This window comes from Mycolicibacterium pulveris (assembly GCF_010725725.1).
Taxonomy (GTDB): domain Bacteria; phylum Actinomycetota; class Actinomycetes; order Mycobacteriales; family Mycobacteriaceae; genus Mycobacterium; species Mycobacterium pulveris.
Genome location: NZ_AP022599.1, coordinates 1,437,290 through 1,459,623, shown reverse-complemented (window position 1 = coordinate 1,459,623; position 22,334 = coordinate 1,437,290). Strand labels below are relative to the sequence as shown.

General features: G+C 69.0%; 19 protein-coding genes and 1 tRNA gene. 13 read left to right on the top strand and 7 right to left on the bottom strand.

Going from position 1 to position 22,334, the window contains the following annotated elements; genetic code table 11:
• Positions 1–37: 37 nt before the first annotated feature.
• From G6N28_RS07170 to G6N28_RS07160, 3 genes are all read right to left on the bottom strand, one after another.
• Positions 38–982, bottom strand: a complete 945-nt coding sequence (locus G6N28_RS07170) for a cyclopropane mycolic acid synthase family methyltransferase (RefSeq protein WP_163898671.1) — start codon at positions 980–982, stop codon at positions 38–40.
• A 121-nt stretch (positions 983–1,103) separates the two neighbouring features.
• A complete protein-coding gene (locus G6N28_RS07165; RefSeq protein WP_163898668.1) occupies positions 1,104–3,473 on the bottom strand; it encodes a lysylphosphatidylglycerol synthase transmembrane domain-containing protein in 2,370 nt (789 codons plus the stop codon).
• Positions 3,474–3,560: 87 nt separating this feature from the next.
• Positions 3,561–4,727, bottom strand: a complete 1,167-nt coding sequence (locus G6N28_RS07160; RefSeq protein WP_163905926.1) for an FAD-binding domain — start codon at positions 4,725–4,727, stop codon at positions 3,561–3,563.
• Between the two features lie 98 nt (positions 4,728–4,825).
• Between G6N28_RS07160 and G6N28_RS07155 the strand changes: the two genes are divergently transcribed.
• Complete coding sequence (locus tag G6N28_RS07155; RefSeq protein WP_170307927.1) at positions 4,826–5,824, top strand: PQQ-dependent sugar dehydrogenase; 999 nt, start codon at positions 4,826–4,828, stop codon at positions 5,822–5,824.
• Between the two features lie 61 nt (positions 5,825–5,885).
• On the top strand, positions 5,886–7,256 hold the full coding sequence (locus G6N28_RS07150) for a cytochrome P450 (protein ID WP_163898665.1): 1,371 nt from the start codon (positions 5,886–5,888) through the stop codon (positions 7,254–7,256).
• On the opposite strand, the gene G6N28_RS07145 is transcribed toward G6N28_RS07150, so the two are convergent.
• Positions 7,174–8,235, bottom strand: coding sequence for a DNA topoisomerase subunit B (locus G6N28_RS07145; protein ID WP_163898661.1), 1,062 nt, complete (start codon positions 8,233–8,235; stop codon positions 7,174–7,176). The two genes, G6N28_RS07150 and G6N28_RS07145, sit on opposite strands and share 83 nt — an antisense overlap.
• A 125-nt stretch (positions 8,236–8,360) precedes the next feature.
• Here G6N28_RS07145 and G6N28_RS27005 point away from each other — a divergent pair, with 125 nt between their 5' ends.
• The 8 genes from G6N28_RS27005 (at position 8,361) to G6N28_RS07110 (ending at position 15,664) form a co-directional block, all read left to right on the top strand.
• Complete coding sequence (locus tag G6N28_RS27005; protein ID WP_163896467.1) at positions 8,361–8,957, top strand: hypothetical protein; 597 nt, start codon at positions 8,361–8,363, stop codon at positions 8,955–8,957.
• Positions 8,954–10,606, top strand: a complete 1,653-nt coding sequence (locus tag G6N28_RS07135) for a S15 peptidase family protein (RefSeq protein WP_235674495.1) — start codon at positions 8,954–8,956, stop codon at positions 10,604–10,606. Before G6N28_RS27005 ends, G6N28_RS07135 begins: the two co-directional genes overlap by 4 nt.
• Before the next feature lie 95 nt (positions 10,607–10,701).
• Positions 10,702–12,498, top strand: a complete 1,797-nt coding sequence (gene stpK7 / locus G6N28_RS07130; protein WP_163898658.1) for a serine/threonine protein kinase StpK7 — start codon at positions 10,702–10,704, stop codon at positions 12,496–12,498.
• Positions 12,499–12,561: 63 nt separating this feature from the next.
• A complete protein-coding gene (locus tag G6N28_RS07125; RefSeq protein WP_163896466.1) occupies positions 12,562–12,936 on the top strand; it encodes a hypothetical protein in 375 nt (124 codons plus the stop codon).
• Between the two features lie 163 nt (positions 12,937–13,099).
• Positions 13,100–14,638 (top strand): serine/threonine-protein kinase, encoded by a 1,539-nt coding sequence (locus G6N28_RS07120; RefSeq protein WP_163898654.1) that lies wholly within the window; start codon positions 13,100–13,102, stop codon positions 14,636–14,638.
• Between the two features lie 105 nt (positions 14,639–14,743).
• Positions 14,744–14,872, top strand: a complete 129-nt coding sequence (locus G6N28_RS27255) for a hypothetical protein (protein WP_264072957.1) — start codon at positions 14,744–14,746, stop codon at positions 14,870–14,872.
• On the top strand, positions 14,869–15,348 hold the full coding sequence (locus G6N28_RS07115) for a DUF5994 family protein (protein WP_163898651.1): 480 nt from the start codon (positions 14,869–14,871) through the stop codon (positions 15,346–15,348). Before G6N28_RS27255 ends, G6N28_RS07115 begins: the two co-directional genes overlap by 4 nt.
• Before the next feature lie 112 nt (positions 15,349–15,460).
• Positions 15,461–15,664, top strand: a complete 204-nt coding sequence (locus tag G6N28_RS07110) for a cold-shock protein (protein ID WP_163898648.1) — start codon at positions 15,461–15,463, stop codon at positions 15,662–15,664.
• Positions 15,665–15,734: 70 nt separating this feature from the next.
• On the opposite strand, the gene G6N28_RS07105 is transcribed toward G6N28_RS07110, so the two are convergent.
• Both G6N28_RS07105 and selD read right to left on the bottom strand, forming a co-directional pair.
• Entirely contained in the window at positions 15,735–17,123 is a 1,389-nt protein-coding gene (locus tag G6N28_RS07105; RefSeq protein WP_163898645.1) for a glycoside hydrolase family 183 protein, read from the bottom strand.
• Positions 17,124–17,360: 237 nt separating this feature from the next.
• Positions 17,361–18,353, bottom strand: coding sequence for a selenide, water dikinase SelD (gene selD, locus G6N28_RS07100; RefSeq protein WP_163898642.1), 993 nt, complete (start codon positions 18,351–18,353; stop codon positions 17,361–17,363).
• Between the two features lie 38 nt (positions 18,354–18,391).
• Between selD and G6N28_RS07095 the strand changes: the two genes are divergently transcribed.
• Positions 18,392–18,486: transfer RNA gene (locus tag G6N28_RS07095), tRNA-Sec, on the top strand.
• 26 nt (positions 18,487–18,512) lie between these two features.
• Here the strand turns inward: G6N28_RS07095 and G6N28_RS07090 are convergent.
• Positions 18,513–19,031: a DUF488 domain-containing protein gene (locus G6N28_RS07090; protein WP_163898639.1), complete on the bottom strand. Its 519-nt coding sequence runs from the start codon at positions 19,029–19,031 to the stop codon at positions 18,513–18,515.
• 41 nt (positions 19,032–19,072) lie between these two features.
• Between G6N28_RS07090 and selA the strand changes: the two genes are divergently transcribed.
• A complete protein-coding gene (selA, locus tag G6N28_RS07085) occupies positions 19,073–20,413 on the top strand; it encodes an L-seryl-tRNA(Sec) selenium transferase (RefSeq protein ID WP_163898636.1) in 1,341 nt (446 codons plus the stop codon).
• Positions 20,401–22,086: a selenocysteine-specific translation elongation factor gene (locus G6N28_RS07080; protein ID WP_163898632.1), complete on the top strand. Its 1,686-nt coding sequence runs from the start codon at positions 20,401–20,403 to the stop codon at positions 22,084–22,086. Before selA ends, G6N28_RS07080 begins: the two co-directional genes overlap by 13 nt.
• The last annotated feature ends 248 nt before the right edge of the window (positions 22,087–22,334 follow it).

The following is a 22,334-nucleotide window of genomic DNA, read 5'->3' as shown; positions in this document are numbered from 1 at the left end:
TTAACGCACTTTGTATATCGCACTTTTCCTAATTCGGCTAAACGCTCACCTTCACACACGTGTACTGGCAAACGTCGGTGTAGCCGTCGCGGAACAGGTTTGCGCAGCCGGTGAGGTACTTGTGGAACCGCTCGTATACCTCTTCGGAGGTAACGGCAATTGCCTCGTCCCTCTTCGCCTCCAGGTTGGCCGCCCAAGTGTCCAGCGTCCTGGCGTAGTGCGGCTGCAGGTGCTGCTCACGCGCGATGGTGTAGCCCGCCCGCACCGCGCGGTCCTTGACCATCGAGCCCAGCGGCAGACGACCGCCGGGATAGATCTCGTCCATGATGAACTTGATGAAGCGCACGTTGGACATCGTCAGCGGCAGCTTCTTGGCTTTGATCTCTTCGTCTTCGGGAATGATGATCGTGTGTAGCAGCATCACCCCGTCGTCGGGCAACCAGCTGAACGTCTTCTTGAAGTAGTCGTCGTACTTGTTGAACCCGAAGTGCTCGAAGGCCCCGATCGACACGATCCGGTCGACACGACCCTCGAACTCCTCCCACGGCTGCAGCCGGACCTCCATGTGGCGCTTGCTTTTCGAGTTCGCGAACCAGTGGTCCTCGATGTGCTGCTTCTGGTTCTCCGACAGCGTCAGCCCGATCACGTTGACGTCGTAGCGGTCGACGGCCCGCATGATCGTCGAACCCCAGCCGCACCCGATGTCCAGCAACGTCATTCCTGGCTGTAGGCCCAGCTTGCCCAGCGCGAGGTCGACCTTGGCCATCTGGGCCTCTTCCAGCGTCATGTCGTCGCGCTCGAAATAGGCGCAGCTGTAGGTCTGGGTCGGGTCCTGCCACAGCCTGAAGAAATCGTTGGAGATGTCGTAGTGGAACTGGACTTCGTTCTTGTCGGAGCCGCGGGTCTGCGCCGCCGACTTCGACAGCCATTTGGATTCCGCTTGAGGGGTGTTCCCCGTCGTTGCGCCTGATGAATCGCTCATCGTCACCCTCGCCGTGTCTTGGGTTTGGTTGTGATCATCGCGCAGGTCTTCTCGACACGATGAGACGACAGTACCTCTTGTCCGGGCGGTCTTGTATTGGCCCCGCCGACGCGTCGACCAGCTAAATTCGTCCGTTTTTGGTCATCCAGCGCATCACCTGCCAACCGGCGAACACCGGCAGCCAGATCGTCAGCACGCGGTAGAGCAGCACCGCGGGCACCGCGACCGCGGCCGGCATGCCGAACGCCGCCAGACCACCGATCAGCGCGGCCTCCACGGCGCCGACACCGCCGGGGGTGGGGGCCGCCGACGCCAGCGTCCCGCCCACCATCGTCACCACGGTGACGGTGATGAACGACGTGTCCCCGCCGAACGCCTCGATCGCCGCCCACAGCGCGAACGCGTTCCCGAGAGTCGTTGCCGCACAGCCCGCGACGATGATTGCCAGCCGCTTCGGTTCGCGGGCGAGTTCGGTCAGGTGGCCGATCATCTCCTGCAGCCGCGGCCGCACCGCGGTGGACAGCCACCTGCGCAGCTTGGGCACCAGCAGGAACGTGCCGATCAGGCCCAGCGCGAGCCCCGCCACCAGATACAGCACCGCGGCGTCGGGGACGAAACGGTCCAGGTCGGCCGAGACCCCGGCCGCGGTGCTGAAGAAGATCAGCAGCCCGATGTGGGTGAGCACCTGGACCGACTGTTGCAGCGCGACGGCCGTGGTGGCGCGCATCGGGCTGACCCCGCCCTTCTGCAGGTAGCGCGCGGACAGCGCGAGGCCGCCGACGCCGGCCGGGGTGGTGGTCGCGGCGAACTTGTTGGCGACCTGCATGACGGTCAGCCCGCGCAGCGTGACCAGCCCGTCGGCGCAGGCCCAAAGTGACGCCGCCGCACCGATATACGTCAGCCCCGAGGCCGCCAGCCCGACCAGCGCCCACCACCAGTTGGCGGTGCGCAGTTCGGTGACGAACGTCGGCACCGAGCTCAGGAACGGGTAGGCGACGTAGACCAGCGCGATCAGCAGCACCAGCTGGATGATCTGGCTGCGGGTGAACCGGGTGACCGTCTCGGTGCGGATCTCGTCGACGAGGGTCTGGCGCTTGACCTCGTCGCGGGCTTCGGAGATGACGGCCCCCGCGTCGCGGACGGATTGCCGGATAGGTTGTGGCACAGCGGCTTTGGTGAGACGACGGGAGGCGGCCAGCACCGTGTCCTTGCCGAACGCGTCGATGGCGGCGCGCACGGCAGAAGGCGCGTCGTACAGGTCGGTGGTGGTGACCAGCAGCTGGGCGATGTCGGAGCGCAGCTGGGCGTCGGTGGTGCCGTACTCGGCTTTGTCGAAGCCGCCGAACAGCACGGTGTCGTCGGCGACGGTGATCTCGCTGCTGCGCAGGTCGCCGTGGGAGATCTGGCAGTCGTGCAGCTCACGCAACGCCTCCCACACCCGGCCGACGGGCATCGAGTGCTCGTTGATCGGGGTGCCGCGGGCGGGTGTGTGGGCGTAGAGCGTCCAGCCGCGGTCGAGCGCGGCCACGCTGATCGTCGAGGTGTTGGCGAGGCCGAGTTGCCCGATCGCGATGGCCATCAACGCGCGGTGCTCGACGAGGCGGCGCATCGAGGCGTGCAGGGGCGCGGTCTCGCGGTCACGCAGCCGCACCTTGGACCACAGCTGCCGCAGCACGCCGCCGCCGCGCTGGTGCGGACCGTACAACTCCATCACCGCAGCCGTCTGATGACCCTCGCACGTCGCGAGCAGCTGCAGCGGCCCGGCACCCGCGGGCCGCACCACCGTCAGCGCGGAGACGATGCAGCCGCGTCGCGCCATCGCGCGCACGGCACCGTCCAGCGGCACCTCGAGGCCCGGGGTGCCGACGGCGAGCACGACCAGCGCGCCGACGAACCAGCCGACGGCAAGGCCGAACAGCGAGCGCGCGGGCACGATCGCGCTGATCACGAGGTGGACCGGCACGAACGCCAGCAGCAACGTCCACCACCAGCGCCGCCAGCGCGCGGGCAGCCACGGTCCCGACACGGTGAGCACCGCGGCCAGCATGGCGATCCAGCGCGGATCGTCGACGAACTGGGAGGTCACCGAGTCCAGGCGCTCGGACAGGTCGAAATGCCAGCGCGGCGCCGCCAGGCCCTCGCCGGTGACCGACAGCGCCAACCCGGCGATGGCCGCGGTCGCCCCGTAGGCGCCGAGCAGTTTCCACTGCCGCGACACGATCAGGCCGACCAGGATCACGAACGGCAGCGCCAGCAGCGCGATGCCGTAGCCGATGTACACCAGGTTGGCCTGGGTGGGGGTGAGCACCCCGACGATCTGGGAGATCGATTGCTCCAGCGCCACCCACTCGTTGCGGGTGATCAGCGAGCTGAAGATGACGATCGCCAGAAACAGCCCGGACAGCACGACCCGCAGGATGTCGTTGGTCCGTCGCGTCAGGGGTTGCAGCAGGCTGCCGGAAACGGTGATCTCCCGCCCGTCAACGCGCATGTCTCCACGATCTTTCGTCTCGGGGTCGCGGGGGTGGCGACTCGCCGACAACCTATCGGTATGGCGTTGGTTGTCGGCGTAGCCGCGCTACATGGCGTAGTCGGGCAGGTCGAAATCGTCGGCGGCGCTACCGGCCAACATCCTGGCCAGCGGCGGGAAGGCCATGCTGCGGATGGCGATGTTGCGAAACCACAGCCCGAAGCGGGTCTTGGTGGCGAAGAAGCCGATCAGCCGTTTGGCGCCGGCCTGCTTTTCCGCGATGAACGGGCGCAGCTGCGCCTCATAGGCGGCGAAGGCGCGGCGGTGGTCGCCGCCGGCACGCTGCAGTTCTCCGGCGAGCACGTAGGCCTCGGTGATCGCCAGCCCGGTGCCTTCGCCGCCGAGCAGCGATATGCAGCCGGCCGCGTCGCCGATCAGCATCACCCGGCCCTGTGACCATCGGTCCATCCGGATCTGGCTGACCACGTCGAAGTAGAGGTCGTCGACGCCGTCCACCGCGGCGAGGATCTGCGCGCATTCCCAGCCGGCGTCGTCGAACCCGTTGTGCAACTGCTGTTTCGGGGACAGCCCGGCGTCGTCGTGCTCGGCGCGCCAGACGAACAGGAACAGGGTGCGGTCCCCGCGCAGCGCGACGCGGCCGACCTGCTTACCGGGGACGTTGTAGGTGAGGTAGACCAGTTCGTCGCGCGGACGGTAGCCGTCGACCACGCACGCGGCGACCTTGCAGCCCAGGTAGTGCTCGTAGTCCTGTTCGGGGCCGAAGACCAGCCGTCGCACGTTGGAGTGCAGTCCGTCGGCGCCGATGACGAGGTCGAACTCCTGCGGCTCGGCGTGCTCGAAGGTGAGCCGCACCCCGTCGGGATGCTCGTCGAGCGTGGCGATGCTGTCGCCGAAGAGGGCGTCGACCTTGCCGTCGATGGTGTCGTAGATGGCCGCCGCGAGGTCGCCCCGGGGCAGGCTGATCACGTCGTCGCCGACCATCGCACGGAGGTTCTCGATTTTCAGCTCGGACTTGGTCTTGCCGTCGGCGCCGACGGAGCGCACCGACTGCACTTCATAACCGGCGTCGCGGATAGCCGGTTCGATGCCCATGCGCCGCGCGGTCCGGTAGCCGACGCCCCAGAAGTCGATCATGTAGCCGCCGGTGCGGAACGCCGGTGCCTGCTCGATGAGCGTCGGGGTGTGGCCGGTGCGCTGCAGCCAGTGTGCGATGGCCGCGCCGGCCACGCCGGCGCCGCTGATGGCCACCTTCATATTCACGCGCGAACCAGCGTAGTGGGATTGGCCGGCCCGGGTACTCCTATGCGGTGACTGCATTCGCGCGCGCATTGCTGGCCGTCGCATCGAGCGTGATGTTGGTGGCCGCATGCGGATACAACACCGAATCCCGCGGTCAGCCCAGCGGCGCGGAACCGCGGGACGTCGCCGCCAACCTCGACGTGCCGTGGGGCATCGCGTTTCTGCCCGACGGCGGCGCGTTGATCGCCGAACGCAACACCGGCGCGATCAAACACATGGCGGTCTCGGGAACGGTCAACCCGGTCGGCACCGTGGAGGGTGTCGCGGCCCGTGGGGAGGGCGGCCTGCTCGGCCTGGTCACCGCCGGGGACTCCGTGTTCGCCTACCTCACCACCGCCCAGGACAACAGGGTGGTCCGGATGGGTTTCGACGGCACCGCGCTGTCGGCGCCGACGCCGGTCTTCACCGGCATCCCGGCCGGCTCCATCCACAACGGCGGGCGCATCGCGCTGGGCCCCGACGGCAAGCTCTACGTGGCCACCGGTGAGCGCGGCGATCCCGACCTGGCGCAGGACCCGGCGTCGCTGGGCGGCAAGATCCTGCGCATCAACCTCGACGGCTCGGTGCCGCCGGACAACCCGGACCCCGGATCGCCGGTCTGGTCGTTGGGCCACCGCAACATTCAGGGCCTGGCATGGGACGGCGCCGGGCGGATGTGGGCCACCGAATACGGGGCGAACCGGCTCGACGAGCTCAACCTGATCGAACCGGGCGGCAACTACGGCTGGCCGATGGTCGAGGGCCGCGCCGGCGTCGACGGCCTGATCGACCCGGCGATCCAGTGGGGCGTCGACGAGGCGTCACCGTCGGGGCTGGCGTTCTACGGCGGCGCGTTGTGGGTCGCGGCGCTGCGCGGTCAGCGGCTGTTCCGGATCCCGGTCGGCGGCGACGGCGCGTTGGGTAATCCGGAGGCGCTGTTCGTGGGGCGGTTCGGGCGGCTGCGGACGGTGGTCGCGGCGCCCGACGGCGCGTTGTGGTTCACCACCAGCAACCGCGACGGGCGCGGGAGCCCGCGCGACGGCGACGACCGGATTCTGCAGTACCGGCCCTGAGCGGTCGAGACATTTCTGAAATCGCTTCCGTGTCGGTGCCCGGGTTCGTACGGTATTAGGCATGAGTAGAACAACGCGGGCGGGCTTGCCCCCGGGACCTCCGATCCCCTCGTTTGTTCAGATGCTGTTGATGGCGCGGTGGTGGTCGCCGTTCGTGGCCGCGTGCCGGCGCCGCTACGGTGACGTCTTCACGCTGCGCAACACGGTGATGGGCCAGATGGTGTACCTGGCCGACCCCGACGACATCAAGACGGTGTTCGCCGGGGATCCGCGGGTGTTCCACGCCGGCGAGGCGAATTCGATGCTGGGCGGGCTGCTCGGCGACAGTTCGGTTCTGGTGATCGACGGCGATGCGCACCGCGAGCGTCGCCGCCTGATGATGAGCCCGTTCCATCGCGACGCCGTGGCGCGTCAGGAGACGACGATGGCCGAGATCGCCGCGGAGAACATCGCGGGCTGGCCGGTGGGCACCCCGTTTGCGGTGGTGCCGAAGATGTCGGAGATCACGCTGGAGGTGATCCTGAGGACGGTGATCGGTGCGAGCGACCCGGCCCGGCTGGCCGCGCTGCGCGACGTGATGCCGCGGCTGCTCAACGTGGGGCCGTGGCAGTCGATGGCGATCGCCAAGCCGCATCTGTTGGAGCGTCGGCCATGGCGCCGGCTGCGGGAATGCATGGCCGAGGCCGACCGGCTGCTCTACGCCGAGATCGCCGAGCGGCGCGCCGACCCCGACCTGGCGTCGCGCACCGACGCGCTGGCGATGCTGGTGCAGGCCGGCGCCGACGACGGAACCGCGATGAGCGACAAGCAGATACGCGATCAGCTGATCACGCTGCTGGTCGCGGGCCACGACACCACCGCGACGGGACTGTCGTGGGCGTTGGAGCGGTTGACCCGCCACCCGCAGATCTTGGCGAAGGCGGTGGCCGCGGCGGACTCCGGCGACGACGAGTATCTGGACGCCGTGGCCAAGGAGACGCTGCGGGCGCGGCCGGTGGTGCCCGATGTCGGCCGAATCATCAAGGAACCGGTGGAGATCGCGGGCTATCGGCTGCCCGCGGGGGTGATGGTGGTGCCGAGCATCACGCTGGTGCACTCCAGCGAATCCGTCTACGAGCGGCCCGAGGAGTTCGACCCGGACCGGATGGTCGGCGCGACGCTGAGCCCGACGACGTGGCTGCCGTTCGGCGGCGGTAACCGGCGTTGTCTGGGTGCGGGTTTCGCGATGGTCGAGATGCGGGTGGTGTTGCGGGAGATCCTGCGCCGCGTCGAGCTGGCCACCACGACCGAGCCGGGGGAGAAGATCCGGCTCAGGCACGTGATCTTCACGCCGCGACGGGGCGCGCGGATCACGGTGCGCGCGCGTCGGGACCGCGGTGATTTGGGCGTGTTTGGTCACGCTGAGCGTGACGAACTACGCCCAAATCGCTGAGCGACAGTCGCTGCGGTGTGCGCTGTTGGCGTACACGTGCGTTGAGATCGCCTTGTTCGCAATCACGTCTGCCTCGACCGGGTGGGCTTTGAACCAGCGCGTCAGCCGCGGCCTTCAGCGGTATGCGCTCGTCGACGTAGCCTTGCAGCGCAGTGCTCAGCGCGTCGCGGAAACCCTGCCTCAGCGCGGTGTGGTAGTCGGGGTGGTTGTCGTCGGCCAAGGTGGAAATCGACTCCGAGTAGCCGGCGTTCCACTGCGCGGCGACATCGACCTCCGCGTGCCCGATGCGTTCGGCGAAGCGAATGATGGTGCGCTGTATCGGCGTTTTGATCCGGTTGAGGTGTCTGACATAGTCGGCCAACCCGGCGGGACAGCAGAAGGCGCGGGTCGGCTGCGGCGACGGCCGCTGGTCGAGCAGCGTGACCGCCAGCCCGGCGTTGAGGGCCGCCAGGTGTTGAAGCCGCACTGCGAGAGCGTCGTATTCGATCGCGCCGGGGAACATGGGCGTGACCCAACACCGAACGGTCGTTCCGGTGTTTGTTGTCGGTTCTCGTCGTTCGACGATGCCGGGCAGGCCGAGGCCGATCTGCTGCAGCCATCGGTAGCCGTCGCGGTGGGTCTCGATCTCGACCATCGCCGCCAAGCCGCTTTCCGCGGTCACGGAGTGCGGCAACGTGATCGGTACGCCGCGGCCGTCGTCGCTGATCTGTATCCCATCGTCGTCGAGGAGGGTGACCTGCACGTTCGGCTCCTGACAGGCCGACAGTTCGGCGACGACGGCGTCGATCATCGCCCAGATCGCCACGCGGCCGTGGTGAGCGGCCTCGGGCAGTTCGTCCGCGTCCCCGTCGAACGGGTCATACCCGGGCAGCGGGTCGGGTGGCGCGTCACCACAACGGTGGGTGCCACCCATCCAGGGGAACTCCGCTACCTCACCGCACCTGCCGCAGACCGGCCAACTCGGCACAACGCTCTTCACCTGGCCATTTTACCCGTCTGAGCTGCGAAAACCCACTTGCGCGGGGCTTTGACAGCAACGGGTGCGGGCGGGTATTTCGGCCAAACGCCCGCCTTGCGGCGCGCGATGTCGGTAAGTACTTACGGATGGGCGTGGGGCGGATCGGTGGGCTGGCGGTAGCCCTCGGCGTGGGTGCGGCGGTGCTGACGGGACAGGGCATCGCGTCGGCCGCACCGGACTCCTCGGGCCCCTCGGGCTCGGATACGACGACCGAGTCGGCGTCGACGACGACGGAGTCCTCGTCGGCCGAGCCGGAATCCTCGCCAAACGACGACAACGCCGACAGCGACGCGCGGGCCGTGACGTCCACGCTCGACGAGCGGGACGTGATGTCCACGGTGGGCAACGGCCGCACCGTGAATTACTCGGCGAGCGTGGACGATCCGGATGTAGAGGTCGACGAGGCCGAGCCCGTGGCGGACGTCGCCGTCGTCGAGGAGGAGCCCGGAGCGGACGAACCACCCGAGCCCGCCACCGTCGCCGTGTCCAACGAGCCCACCGCAGCCCTTGACTTGTCCGCCGACGCCTCCGACACCCCGCCGCACCCGCCGGCACACCCGCCGTCTGGACGTTGGCCGCGGCCGCGCGGCGCGAATTCCTCGGCGTGGTCCCCGATCTCGAACAGGAGACCGACGCGTCAGCAGTCGCGGCCGTTCCAGAGGAAGTCGTCGCGAGACCGGTGACGCCGGTACTCGCTCCGCTGCAACAGATCCCGGTCCTCGGCCCGCTGGTGATCACCCCGATCGTCGCCACCATCAAGCAGGTCCCGCTGATCGGCGACATCCTGCACCCCATCATCGGCTATCCGCTCGGCGCCACCGGCGGAACCACACCCCGCGACGTGTACGTCATCTCGGCCGACGGCACCCCGATCTACGTGCACTTCTTCCCGGCGCAGGGCGACGTTAAGGGCACGGCGGCGCCGACGATCCTGTACGGCTCCGGGCTCGGTCTGCCCGGGGAGACGAACCCGCTGGCGATGACGAGCCCGTTTCTGCCCAACGAGGTGGTCGGCGTCGGCACGCTGCTGCGGTCCGGCTACAACGTCGTCACATGGGATCCGCGCGGTGAGTGGAGTTCGGGCGGCCGCCTCGAGATCGATCACCCGCAGTTCGAGGGCCAGGACATGGTCGCGATCATCAGCTGGATCTCGCAACAGCCCGAGGCCCTTCTCGACGCACCAGGCGACCCGCGCATCGGCATGGTCGGTGCCTCCTACGGCGGCGGAATCCAGTTGGTGACAGCGGCAATCGACGATCGAGTGGACGCCATCGTGCCGACCATCGCCTGGCACAATCTCAACACCGCGCTGTACAAGAGCGCCGCCACCAAGTCCAGCTGGGGCGTCATCCTCAGCGCGGCACTGGTGTTCACCGGCGCCCGGGTCAACCCGCAGATCTACTCCGCGGTCGCGGTCGGCCTGATCACCGGGCAGTTACGGAAGGCCGACCAGGACTTTCTCGACGCGCGCAGCCCCTCGCAGCTACTCGAAAACATCACCGCCCCAACGTTGTTGATCCAGGGAACCGTCGACACCCTGTTCACCCTGCAGGAGGCCCACGACAACGCGATTGTGCTGATCGCCAACGGCGTTCCCACCAAGGTGGTGTGGTACTGCGGCGGTCACGGCGGCTGCATCACCAGCATCAACGACGGCGAGGTCGTCGAGCGGGCCACGATGGACTGGCTGGCCAGGTACGTCAAGGGGCGCCCGGTGTCGACCGGCCCGCAGTTCGAATGGGTCGATCAGCACGGCCGTAACTTCGCGTCGGACATCTACCCGGTCAAACCGGCGACGCCGCTGACCGTCTCGAATGCCGCGGGCGGCGCGCTGCCGCTGTTTCCGCTGCTGGGCGGGTCCGGGCCCAACCTGCGGGCGTTGGGCGCGGGACCGATCGGCGCGTTGTTGGGGCTATTGTCTGCCGCCCCAGCGCCCAACGCGGTCTACCTGACCACCACCGCGGCGGTCACGACCACCTACATCGTCGGCGCACCCGAGTTGGAGTTCAGCTATGCCGGGACCGGCTATACCCGGCATGTCTACGCCCAACTCGTCGACGACTCAACGGGTTTGGTGCTCGGCAATCAGGTCACACCGATTCCGGTGACGCTGGACGGCAAGACCCACACGGCGAAGATCTCGCTGGAACCGGTGGCCCACACCCTGGCGCCGGGGCAGACGGTGACACTGCAGATCGTCGCATCCGCGGTCACCTATCAGACGGCGTGGACGCTGGGGGAAATCCGCATCTCCGACATCACGCTGACGGTGCCGACGGCAGACGCATCGGCGATCTCGACGCCCGACACCGTGCTGGTGCGTGCCGCCTGAACGCCATCGAAATGGCACGCGCTGCCACATTGCTGGCAAACGTGCGATAGTTTCGGTCGACACAGCGACGCGGGGACGCTGCCGAGGAGTGATGGGTGGACGCGACACCATTCGGGCACTATCGACTGCAACAGTTGATCGGCCGGGGCGGAATGGGGGAGGTCTACCGCGCCTACGACACCCGCACCGACCGCGTCGTCGCCCTGAAGGTGCTGCCCGTCGCCATGGCCGCCGACGACACGTTTCAGCAGCGGTTCCGGCGCGAATCCCACGCCGCGGCCGGCCTCAACGACCCGCACGTGGTGCCGATTCACGGCTTCGGCGAGATCGACGGCCGGCTGTATCTGGACATGCGCCTCATCGAGGGCCGCAACCTGGGCACCATCCTCGCGGGCGGAGGCAATGCGCTGGAGCCCGCGCTCGCCGTCAGCATCGTCGAACAGGTCGGAACCGCGCTGGACGCCGCGCACCAGGCCGGCCTGATCCACCGCGACGTCAAACCGTCGAACATCCTGATCACCGACCGAGACTTCGTGTACCTCATCGACTTTGGGCTCGCCCGCTCGGCCGGCGATCAGGGCTTGACGACAGCCGGTAGCACGCTGGGCACGATGGCCTACATGGCCCCCGAGCGCTTCGAGGGCAAACCCGTAGACCCCACCGCCGACATCTACGCGCTGACCTGTGTGCTCTACGAATGCCTGACCGGGGTGCGGCCCTATCCGGCCGACACCCTCGAGCAGCAGATCGCCGCGCACATGACCAAGGACGTACCGCGGCCGTCGGCCACCGATCCCAAGCTCGCCGCGTTCGACGAGGTCATCGCCAGGGGCATGGCCAAAAAGCCGGGTAAGCGGTACCAGACGGCGGGCGCGCTGGCCGAGGCCGCGCGACGCGCGCTCAACGCGCCCGTGCGGGTGACCGGCAGCGGGCGCCACGCCGCGCAGCGCAAACCGGTCACCAAGCGGCGGGTGCTCGCGGTGACGGGCGCGCTCGTGCTGGTCGCCGCGCTCGGCACCTTCGGGGTGTGGCAGTGGCGCGGCGGCGGCTCCGGCGGCGAGGCAACCCCGGCGAGCATGGCCGAGAGTTCCTCGACCGCGACGCCGGAGGCGGTGTCGGGTGCGGTGGAGTCCATCGCGGCGACGGTGCCCGAGGACATCCGGTCCACGGGCCGATTGATCGTCGGCGTGAATGTCCCTTACGCGCCAAACGAATTCAAGGACGCCGAGGGCCAGATCGTCGGGTTCGACGTAGACCTGATGAACGCGGTCGCACGCACGCTCGGCCTGGTGCCGGAGTACCGCGAGACGGCGTTCGAGGCGATCTTCCCGTCGGTGCGAGCGGGTGACTTCAACGTGGGGATGTCGTCGTTCACCGACACCAAGGAACGCCAGGAGTCGGTGGACTTCGTCGACTACTTCGAGGCGGGCACGCAATGGGCCCAGCAGGTCGGCTCCGCCGTCGACCCGGACAACGCGTGCGGGCTGCGGGTCGGGGTGTCCTACGCGTCGCTGCAGGAGACCGAGGAGATCCCCGCCAAGAGCGCCGCATGTGAGGCGGCCGGCCTGCCGCCGATCGAGAAGGCCGTCTACGTCAGCCAGAACGACCTGAACACCGCGCTGATCAACGGCGAGGTCGACGCGATGTCGGCGGATTCGCCGGTGACCGGGTTCGCGATCAAGACCTCGGGCGGCGCGCTGGAGGCGGCCGGGCAGGTGTTCGACGCCGCGCCCTACGGGTGGCCGGTGGCGAAGGGGTCAGCGCTGGCCGAGTCGCTGCGCCTGGCGCTGGAGCACCTGATCGAGACCGGCGAGTACCGCACCATCGCCACGATGTGGGGCGTGGAGCAGGGCATGCTCGACACGCCGACGATCAACGGCGCGACGCGATAGCGTTTTGCGCTCCCGGCGGGAGGGAACCCGTGGGCTTTCACCGCCAAGCCCCAGGGAGCGCTGATGAGCGAAACCAACCGCGCTGTGCGCCTCGCGATCGGCGCGGCAGCCGTCGTCGCCGTCGCCGCGTTGTCCGCCTGCGGCGACGACGCGCCACAAGAGACCCCCACGACGACCCCGACCACCACCACGACGACGACCACGTCGCCACCGCCACCCGCGCCGCCCCCGCCGACGACCCAGCAGCAGGCGCCGGTCACCACGCCGCCGCCCGTCGTCACGCCCACCGGTCCGCCGGCCGCGCCGCCCGCCGAACAGCCGCCGCCTGCCGAGACCAACGAAGGCCCGACCTCCGAGACCCGCCCGCCCGACGTCAGCGCGTCACCGCCGGTCACCGCCCCAGGCCCGGAGACCACCGAGGAAGAAGAGGGCGGCTGAGCCGGCGTTCGGCGGTAACACCAATCCATCTGTGCGGCATACACTTTGGTAGTGTCGAGCGTTCGCCGCGGGGACCTCCGCGTTAGGTCTGGGCGCGCAGCGGGAACCCTATCGTTTGACCTGCACAGTCGCCTCCGCGCGCCGCACACGGAAAGGATTTCATGTGAGTTCCCCGAAGGGCGGCTCACGGCTGGGTACCCGGTTCGGGTCCTACGAGCTGCAGTCTCTGATCGGGGTCGGGGGCATGGGCGAGGTGTATCGCGCCTACGACACCGCGCGCGATCGCATGGTGGCGATCAAGCTGTTGCGCCAGGACCTGGCGTCGGATCCGACGTTTCAGGAGCGGTTTCGCCGCGAATCCCGCGTCGCGGCCCGGCTGCAGGAGCCGCACGTCATCCCCGTGCACGATTTCGGCGAGATCGACGGTGTGCTCTACATCGACATGCGGCTGGTGGAGGGCGCCAGCCTCAAGGACGTGCTGCGCAACGAGGGTGCGCTGCCGCCGCGCCGGGCGGTGTCGATCATCTCCCAGGTGGCCTCGGCGCTGGACGCCGCGCACGCCAACGGCCTGGTGCACCGCGACATCAAACCGGAGAACGTGCTGCTCACCTCCGACGACTTCGCCTACCTGGTGGACTTCGGTATCGCGCACGGCACCGGCGAGGCGACGGTGACGATGACCGGGCTGCTCATCGGGTCCAGCGCCTACATGGCGCCCGAACGCTTCAACGGCGAACGCGGCGGCCCGGCGTCCGACGTGTACTCGTTGTCGTGCCTGCTCTACGAGGCGCTCACCGGCCGGGCGCCGTTCGAGGCCGCCGATTTGCGCCAGGTCATCAGCGCGCACCTGTTCAACCCGCCGCCGCGGCCCAGCATCATGCGACGCGGGATCAGCCGGGCCTTCGACGACGTCGTCGCCCGCGGGATGGCGAAAAAGCCCACCGACCGCTACGCCTCGGCCGGGGAGCTGGCCAAGGCGGCGGCCGCGGCGGTCGATCAGGCGCCCAGCGCGACGCCGGCGCTCGCGCCCGCCCCGCCGCCGTCGACGCGGCAGTTCTCGGCGGTCTATCCGAACCCGGCCGGCACGGGCTATCTGCCGTACGCGCCGCCCCCACCTGCGCCGCCCGCGCGTAAGTCCCGGTTCGGGCCGGCGCAGCTGGCGCTGCTGATCGGCACGATCGTGATGTTCACCGCGGCCGTGGTGCTGGCCGCGGTGCTGGTGTTCGCCGACGGCGGCAGCGAACCGCAGACACCGCTGGCGGTGCCGCCGGAACCGACCGCACCGACGACGACGGCTCCGACGACCACCACGCCCACCACGTCGCCGACGACGACCACCCCGACGACGACGCCGTCACCGACCGGGGCCCCGATCGCGGGGGTGTCGGGCACCGATTCCCTGGGCTTCGTCGGGCACTCAGCCCGGTGCAACGCGGGCGACTCGCCGGCCGCGGCGATCCGGACGGCGAACTCGCTGGCGGTGGTGTGCGAAACCTCGCCCGGCGCTTACTACTACCGCGGGGAACGGCTGAGCGACGGCGCGAGCCTGCAACTGAGCGACGCGGTGCGCTCCGGTGCCGGGTTCGTGGCGGTCAACCCCGCCGACGGGGCCCGCTACGAGGTCCGCCCCGACATGCTGACGATCTCCAGCAGCCGCGGTGTCGATTCGGCGGAACCGGCACTGGAATTCGGGGCCGGATAGCGGCGTGTAGGCTGGGCCGTAGACCGATTCCGGTCAGCATCGCATCTGCGATTTCGACCGCCCTTCGCCTTCGTGGCCCGGGCGCACATACTTGAGGACTTCTTTATGAAGGCATCCGAACTGTTTTCACATCTCGACAAGACCGAACCCACCTCGAACACCAGTGACTCCGACGAACCGGTGAAGAACCCGGTGTTCTCCGATCAGCACTCCGCGACGCGACGTTCCGCATGAACGGCTTGGCGGGTACGCGCCGACTGGCCCGGCCCGTCAGACTGGTGCTCGCACCGACATTGGGCGCGGACATCGACGGCGCGTGGTGGCCCCATACCGGCTCGACGGCCGGTGAATTGCCGCAACTGATCGGGGTTTTGCACCGGCCGCTCGGCGAGATCGTCGACATCTGCATCAACTGGTCGGCCACCGACGGGGCCCCGGACCTGAATTCAATTCTGCAGAGCGCGCCGCCCAAGGCCGCCGCCGAGCATCGACGGCTTCGACTGATGAAAGTCGTCGGTTGCACCGCCGAGGCCAAGCTTCTCGTCGTGCCCCATATGACGACACCGGCGCTGGGCAACCTGGTGATGCGATGCGCGTCGGGCAGGCCGCTCGTGGGTGCGGAACTTGACAGCCGATGGTGTGAGGCGGCCGAAAGCGTTGTTCGCGACGCCTCCGCGCAATCCGCGTTGTGGACCGCCGCGCTGACGTAACCGCTTGGCGCACAACGTGTTTTCTGTGCCGCTAGGTTGACGCGGGCGGTGCTGCTACCCTGACAAGGGATGTCCTCTGACATCCGTTCAAGAATGAGAGAAGTTGGAAAGTATGACACAGGGAACCGTGAAATGGTTCAACGAAGACAAAGGCTTCGGCTTCATCGCGCCTGATGGTGACGCCAAGGATGTGTTCGTCCATTACAGCGAAATCCGTGGAAACGGATATCGGACGCTGACGGAGAACCAGCGCGTCCAGTTCGAGATCGAACAGGGCGCCAAGGGTCCGCAGGCGGTCGGAGTGACGGCCGTCTGACGAGTACGTCGTCGTTGTGGGCTGGCGGGTATCTCGCCAGCCCACAATGTATTTCGGGGTGTTTTTTGGGTTACGGCAAAACGGTTTTCATCAACATCACGTTGTAGGCCGACCACAGCGACAGGTTGTAGTACAGCTCCTTGCCCGTCGACCACGGATGCAGGAACGGCGCATAGATGCCGCCGGGGAAGTCCCAGGACCGCACGAGTAGCCGTTCGGGACTCCACGGGCCCTGCGGGGCGGGCGCGGTCCTGGCGACGATGTCGTTGGCGGCGTTGCCGTACAGCACCAGGTACTCGTTGAGATACGTGTTGTATTGCGCCGACATCTCGCTCACCGGCGCGGGGATCACCGGCGTGGCGGCGGCCGGGTCGCCCGGCACCCAGGCGTTCGCGTCGGCGCTCCAGTACTCGTACTTCCGCAGGTCGGGCACATATGCCGGGTGAACCCGCGAGACGAACGCCGGGCCGCCGCGCCCGGACGGGGTGCCGAACGAGTAGATGTAGGGGTCGCCGGGTCCGGGTTTGAGGAACGCGCCCTGCTGGAAGTTCTGGTTTCCCGGGCTGTATTTGACGTTGGGAATACCGTTTTCAGCCGCGGGGCGCACGCTGTCGGGGTAGATGCCCCAGTGCTCGCCGTTGTCGGGTGACACCGCGATCGCCGAGTAGTTGGTGGTCCAGCGGCCGTCGCCGTCCCAACTCTTGATCGACATGAAGTTGAGATACTGCTTGCCGCCCACCGCGATTCCTGCGGTCGGGATCATGCCCTTCTCCTCGGGCGCCCACTTCACGCCGGGCAGAATCGCTTTGGAGATGTTCGGCCGTAGCATCGGTGAACCCGAATAGCTGCTGGCCAGAACGCCGTTGGGTACGGCAACGGTGTTCGACAGCGTGCCGTCCTGGCTGCGCATCAGCACGTTGTAGCGCCACTGCTGGCCGCGCACACTGCAGTAGCCGTAGGTGTCGCCGAACGCCATCAACACCTGGCGGTTGGCGGGATCGCCGTTGTCCCACATGATTCCGAGGTCGGTGCCGGTGATCGCGAATCGCTCGATGGTCTTGTTCGGGCTGTCGGGTCCCGTCACCCAGCCGACGAGCGAGGTGCCCGGTGCCGACGGCGGCGGAGGCGGTGCGGGCTGCGGGTTCACGGCCTGCGCGTCGGGGACGTCCGGTCGGGGCCGCACCCCGGCTTGCTGCCGCAGCGGCGCGGAGACCTGCCCGAGGCTCGGCAGCGGGGCGTCGTCGTTGGCGCCGTCGGGACGTTGGCCGACCGGGCGGAGGTTGACCCCCGGCAGCAGCGGGGTTTCCTCGGCGTTGTTGGCCGCGGGCGGTTGGGCTGCCGCGGCGGCGCCCGTGCACGGTTCGGCCGCGGCCGGCGGCGCGACACCGAGCGTGGCGATCAATCCGATCGCAGCCGCCGACGCCATCGAGCGGTTTGCGATGCGTCGACGCGGCGACATGTCACACCTTTCCGGGTTCCGGGGCGGACGTCGCATTGACGTCAACTGGGGCTGATGTGACGATAGTGACGATTGATCTTGTTGGGATCGCTGAGTTCCAATGGATACGCGTCCGTGACCGTGTCGCAACCGCTCGGTCGAGGTTGTCCCTTTTCTCGAGGTGTACACCAGGGTCGCGGCTGCCCGCCGGGCGACAGCCCTGGTGCACGTTTCGCGAACGGTCAGGCGGCTACGCCGTTACCGCACCACGATCGTGTGCTCTCCACGCGGCACCAGCTCCCCGATGACCGGCGCGCCCGGTATCTCCCCGGCGATCAACAACCCGCCGGAGGTCTGCGCGTCGGCGAGCAGCAGCGCCTCGGCCTCGTCGACCGCGCTCAGGTCGACATTCGGCGAGACCCAGTCGAGGTTGCGCTTGGTGCCGCCGCTGACATACCCGGCCGTCAGCGCCTCGCGCGCGCCGTCGAGGTAGGGCACCGCGTTCGCGTCGAGCACCGCCGTCACGCCGCTGGCCCGCGCGAGCTTGTGCAGATGACCCAGCAACCCGAAACCCGTGACGTCGGTGGCACATTCGACACCCGCTTGCAGCGCAGCCTGCGCCGCGGCGGCATTCAGCGTCGTCATCACCTCGATAGCCTCGGGAAACCGTTCGCCGGTGGCCTTGTGCCGGCTGTTGAGCACCCCGATGCCCAGCGGCTTCGACAACGACAACGGCAGCCCCGCCCTGCCGGAGTCGTTGCGCAGCAGCCGATTCGCGTCGGCGATACCCGTCACCGCCAAGCCGTACTTCGGCTCCGGGTCGTCGACGCTGTGCCCGCCCGCCAGATGGCACCCCGCCGCGCCGCAGACGTCGAGCCCGCCGCGCAGCGTCTCGGCCGCCAACTCGATCGGCAGCTCCTCGCGCGGCCAGCCCAGCAGATTCACCGCGACCACGGGCCGCCCGCCCATCGCGTACACATCCGACAACGCGTTGGCAGCCGCGATGCGGCCCCAGTCGTAGGCGTCGTCGACGACCGGGGTGAAGAAGTCCGTCGTCGCGATCAGCGCGGTGTCGCCGTTCACGCGCACGGCGGCCGCGTCGTCGCCGTCGTCCAGACCGACCAGCAGCTCGCCCACCGGGTCGCACGGCGCCGCCGACGTCAGCCCGCGCACCACGTCCTCCAGCTCGCCGGGCGGGATCTTGCATGCACAGCCGCCGCCGTGGGCGTACTGGGTCAGTCGATAAGCCATGGCCTCCATGCTGCCCTGGCATGATCTGGCGTGGGCAGGGAGGCGTATCCGGTCTGGTGACCGGCGCGGTCTTCAAAATCGTTGAGCGGCAGATCCTGTCGCTGGCGGGTTCGATTCCCGTCCGCCTCCGCCACCGGCCCGGCCCGGCAGAGCCCCAGGTCAGACCCACACCAGCTGGCCGTCGTCGCGCAGTCGCGCGCCCTCGGACGGCGGGTGGGGGCGCAGCCGGCCGTCGTGCATCAGGTGGCACACCTCGGTCGAGAACTTCACCACCGCGACGTCGGCGACGATGCGCCGATGACACCGCCACCACACCGCCTCGCTGCACATCATCGCCGTGCGCTGCCGCCGCGCCTGCGCGAGCAGCTCGTCGAGCGCCGCGCCGAACTCCGCGGTGCGGGTGTAGGCGGCGTAGGCGGCGAACTGCTTCACCCGCCACCAGGTGTCCTCGGGCTCGGTGTCGGCGGGTAGCCGTCGGCGCCCGCCCAGGCGGGCGTCCCAGCGGTAGTCCAGCCCGGCGTCGGCCGCCCACGCGGTGATCGCCTCCGTTGCGACGTCGGGGTTGCGCCGGCTGTGGGGGTAGCGGCGGATGTCGACGAGCGCGTCGACCTCGGCGCCGGTCAACAGCTCGACCAGTGCGGCCTTGTCCAGCGTCCCGTGGCCCACCGAGATCAGCACTTCTTCTGTCTACCCCAGCGGCGGCTTGCCATGATGGCCTCATGACGAGGCGATTTCGGCGCGCTGATGCCCCCGCAGAGTCCACGAGCGCGCCGAAATCGCCCGACGATCCGCGCCGGCAGGTGCCGCGCACCGACGTGCTGCTGGCCGACCCCCGCCTGGCCGCGGCCTCGCGCACACTGGGTCGCTCCCTGGTGAAGTCCGTCGTCGCCGACGCGCAGCAGCGGGCCAGGTCGGGCACGATCGCGCCCGACCAGGTGGCCGACTACGCCGTCGCCGCGTTGCCGACCAGCGCCGCGAGCCTGCGCCCGGTGATCAACGCGACCGGCGTCGTCGTGCACACCAACCTCGGGCGCGCACCGCTGTCGCAGGCGGCCGTCGACGCGATGGTCACCGCCGCGGGCGCCACCGACGTCGAGTTCGATCTCGAGACGGGACGACGCGCGCGTCGCGGCCGCGGCGCGTTGGCAGCGCTGGCCGCCGCCGTTTCCACCGCGGGCGGCGTGCACGTGGTCAACAACAACGCCGCCGCGCTGCTGCTCACCGCGATGACGCTGGCGCCGGGCAAGGAGATCGTGGTCAGCCGCGGCGAGCTCATCGAGATCGGCGACGGGTTCCGGCTGCCCGAGCTGATGCAGTCCACCGGCGCGCGATTCCGCGAGGTCGGCACCACCAACCGCACCCATCTGCGCGACTACACTGACGCGATCGGCCCCGACACCGGCTTCGTGCTCAAGGTCCACCCGTCGAATTATCTGCTCAGCGGATTCACCTCTGCGGTAAGCGTTTCCGAGCTGACAGGCCTGGGCGTGCCCCTGGTGGTCGACATCGGCTCGGGATTGTTGAGGCCGCATCCGCTGCTGCCCGACGAGCCTGATGCGACGACGATGCTGCGCGACGGCGCCGATCTCGTCACCGCCAGCGGCGACAAGCTGCTCGGCGGGCCGCAGGCCGGGCTGCTGTTCGGGACGACGAAGTTGATCGAGCGGCTGCGACGCCACCCGGCGGCGCGGGCGCTGCGCGTGGACAAGCTCACGTTGGCGGCGCTGGAGGCGACGCTGACCGGCCCACCTCCGCCGGTGGTGGAGGCGCTCGAGGTCGACGTGGCGTCGCTGCGCTTACGGGCCGAGCGGATGGCCGCGCAGGTGCCCGACGCGCAGGCGGTGGACTGTGTCGCCGCAGTCGGCGGCGGTGGCGCGCCGGGTGTCGAACTGCCAAGCGCGGCAGTAAGTCTGCCCGAAACGTGTGCGGCACCTCTGCGGGTGGGCGACCCGGCGGTGGTCGGCCGGTTGGAGAACGGCCGGTGCCTGCTGGATCTGCGGACGGTGCGGCCGGACGACGACGACGCGCTGGTGCGTGCGGTGCTGGCATGCATGTCGTAGCCACCGCGGGCCACGTCGACCACGGGAAGTCGACGCTCGTACAACGGCTTACCGGCATGTGGCCGGACCGGCTGGCCGAGGAGAAGCGCCGCGGGTTGACGATCGAGCTCGGCTACGCGTGGACGGAGATCGCGGGCCGGACGTTCGCGTTCGTCGACGTGCCCGGCCACGAACGGTTCGTGGCCAACATGCTCGCCGGTATTGGGGCGGTAGCCCCGGAAAATCCGGTGATGTTCGTGGTCGCGGCCACCGAGGGGTGGATGCCACAGTCCGAGGAGCATTTCGCCGCGATGCAGGCGTTGGGGGTGCGGCACACGCTGGTCGTGATCAGCAAGGCCGACCTCGCCGACCCTATTATTGCCATCAGCCAAGTCCGGCAACGGTTTCCGGATGCCCCCGTGGTGCTGGGCACGGATCTGGATGCGGTGCGGGCGGAGCTGGTGGCGCTCGCCGAGCGGCTGCCTGCCCCGGATGTGGACGCCGACGTACGGCTGTGGGTGGATCGTTCGTTCACGATTCGCGGGGCGGGCACGGTGGTCACCGGCACGCTGAGGGCGGGCACACTGCGGGTCGGCGACGAGGTCGAGCACGCGGGCCGGCGGTACACCGTGCGGGGGTTGGAGTCGCTGGGATGTGCCGAAATGTCCGTTTCGGCGGTGGCGCGCGTCGCGGTGAACCTGCGCGGGGCGGACCACCGCGAGATCAGCCGCGGCGACGCGCTACGTACACCGGGGGCGTGGCTCGACACCGCCGAAGTGGATGTTTCGGTGCGGGCATCAGAGGAGCTGCCCCGAAACCTGATGTTGCACATCGGTTCCACGGCGGTGCCGGTGACTGTGCGTCCGCTGGGGACCGCAGCGCGGCTGCGACTGGCGCGACCGTTGCCGTTGCGTGTCGGCGACGTCGGGTTGCTGCGCGACCCCGGCCGGCACCGCATCGCCGCGGGTATCGAGGTGCTCGACGTACGCCCGCCGCCGCTGCGACGGCGCGGGGCGGCGCGAGAGCGAGCCGGCGAGCTGGCTTCCGGGCGGGCACGGCCGCCGGCGTGTGCGCGGGTAGATGAAATGCGCGCCATGGGCTTTCCGCTCGACGGTCTGCGGGTCGGCGAGTGGGTGGTAGATGAGCGGTGGTGGGCGCAGCGGCGGCGCGAGGCACCGGCGGCGGTAAAGCGGTGGTCGGCAGAGCACGACATCGCCGCGGGCATGCCGTTGGAGACGCTGCGACAAGAGCTCGAACTGCCCGCGGTGGAGCTGGTGGCCGAGGTGCTCGACGGAACCGGTCTGATCGTGGCCGACGGGTTGGTGCGGCGCCCCGATGCGGCGCTGCCGCCGCGGGTGGACGATGCGGTGCGCACGGTCGAAAAGTGGTTGGCGGAAGAGCCATTCCGCGCGCCGGAGGCCGATCAGCTCAGTGAACTCAAGCTCGGGCCGCGCGAGCTCGCCGCGGCGGTGCGCGCGAAGCGGCTGACCCGCATCGCCGAGGGCGTCGTGCTCGGCGCGGACGCTTGTGACCGGGCGGCCGAGGTGTTGGCGACGCTGACGCAGCCGTTCACCGTCGCCGAGGCCAGGCGCGCGCTGAACACCACTCGCCGGGTCGCGGTGCCACTGCTGGAACACCTCGACGCCCGAGGTGTGACGCGACGGGCTGCCGACGGTACACGCACGGTGGTCTAGCCGAAGTCGAACGCGAAGACTTGAGCAGAAATATGCCTTTGGTGCACCGGCGATCGGACTGGGACGTTCTATGGTCGATGTCGGCGAGGAGGAATCAAGGAGATGATAGACGCATGGGTAATCCGTTCCGGCCGGCACGGCGAGCGCGACGCCTGGGCGCTCCAGTCGGGGTACTCGGGCGGAGGCTGGGCATTAGTGCCAGATCTGACACCGTGCACGACACGTGACGAAGTCGCACAAGTCGTCGC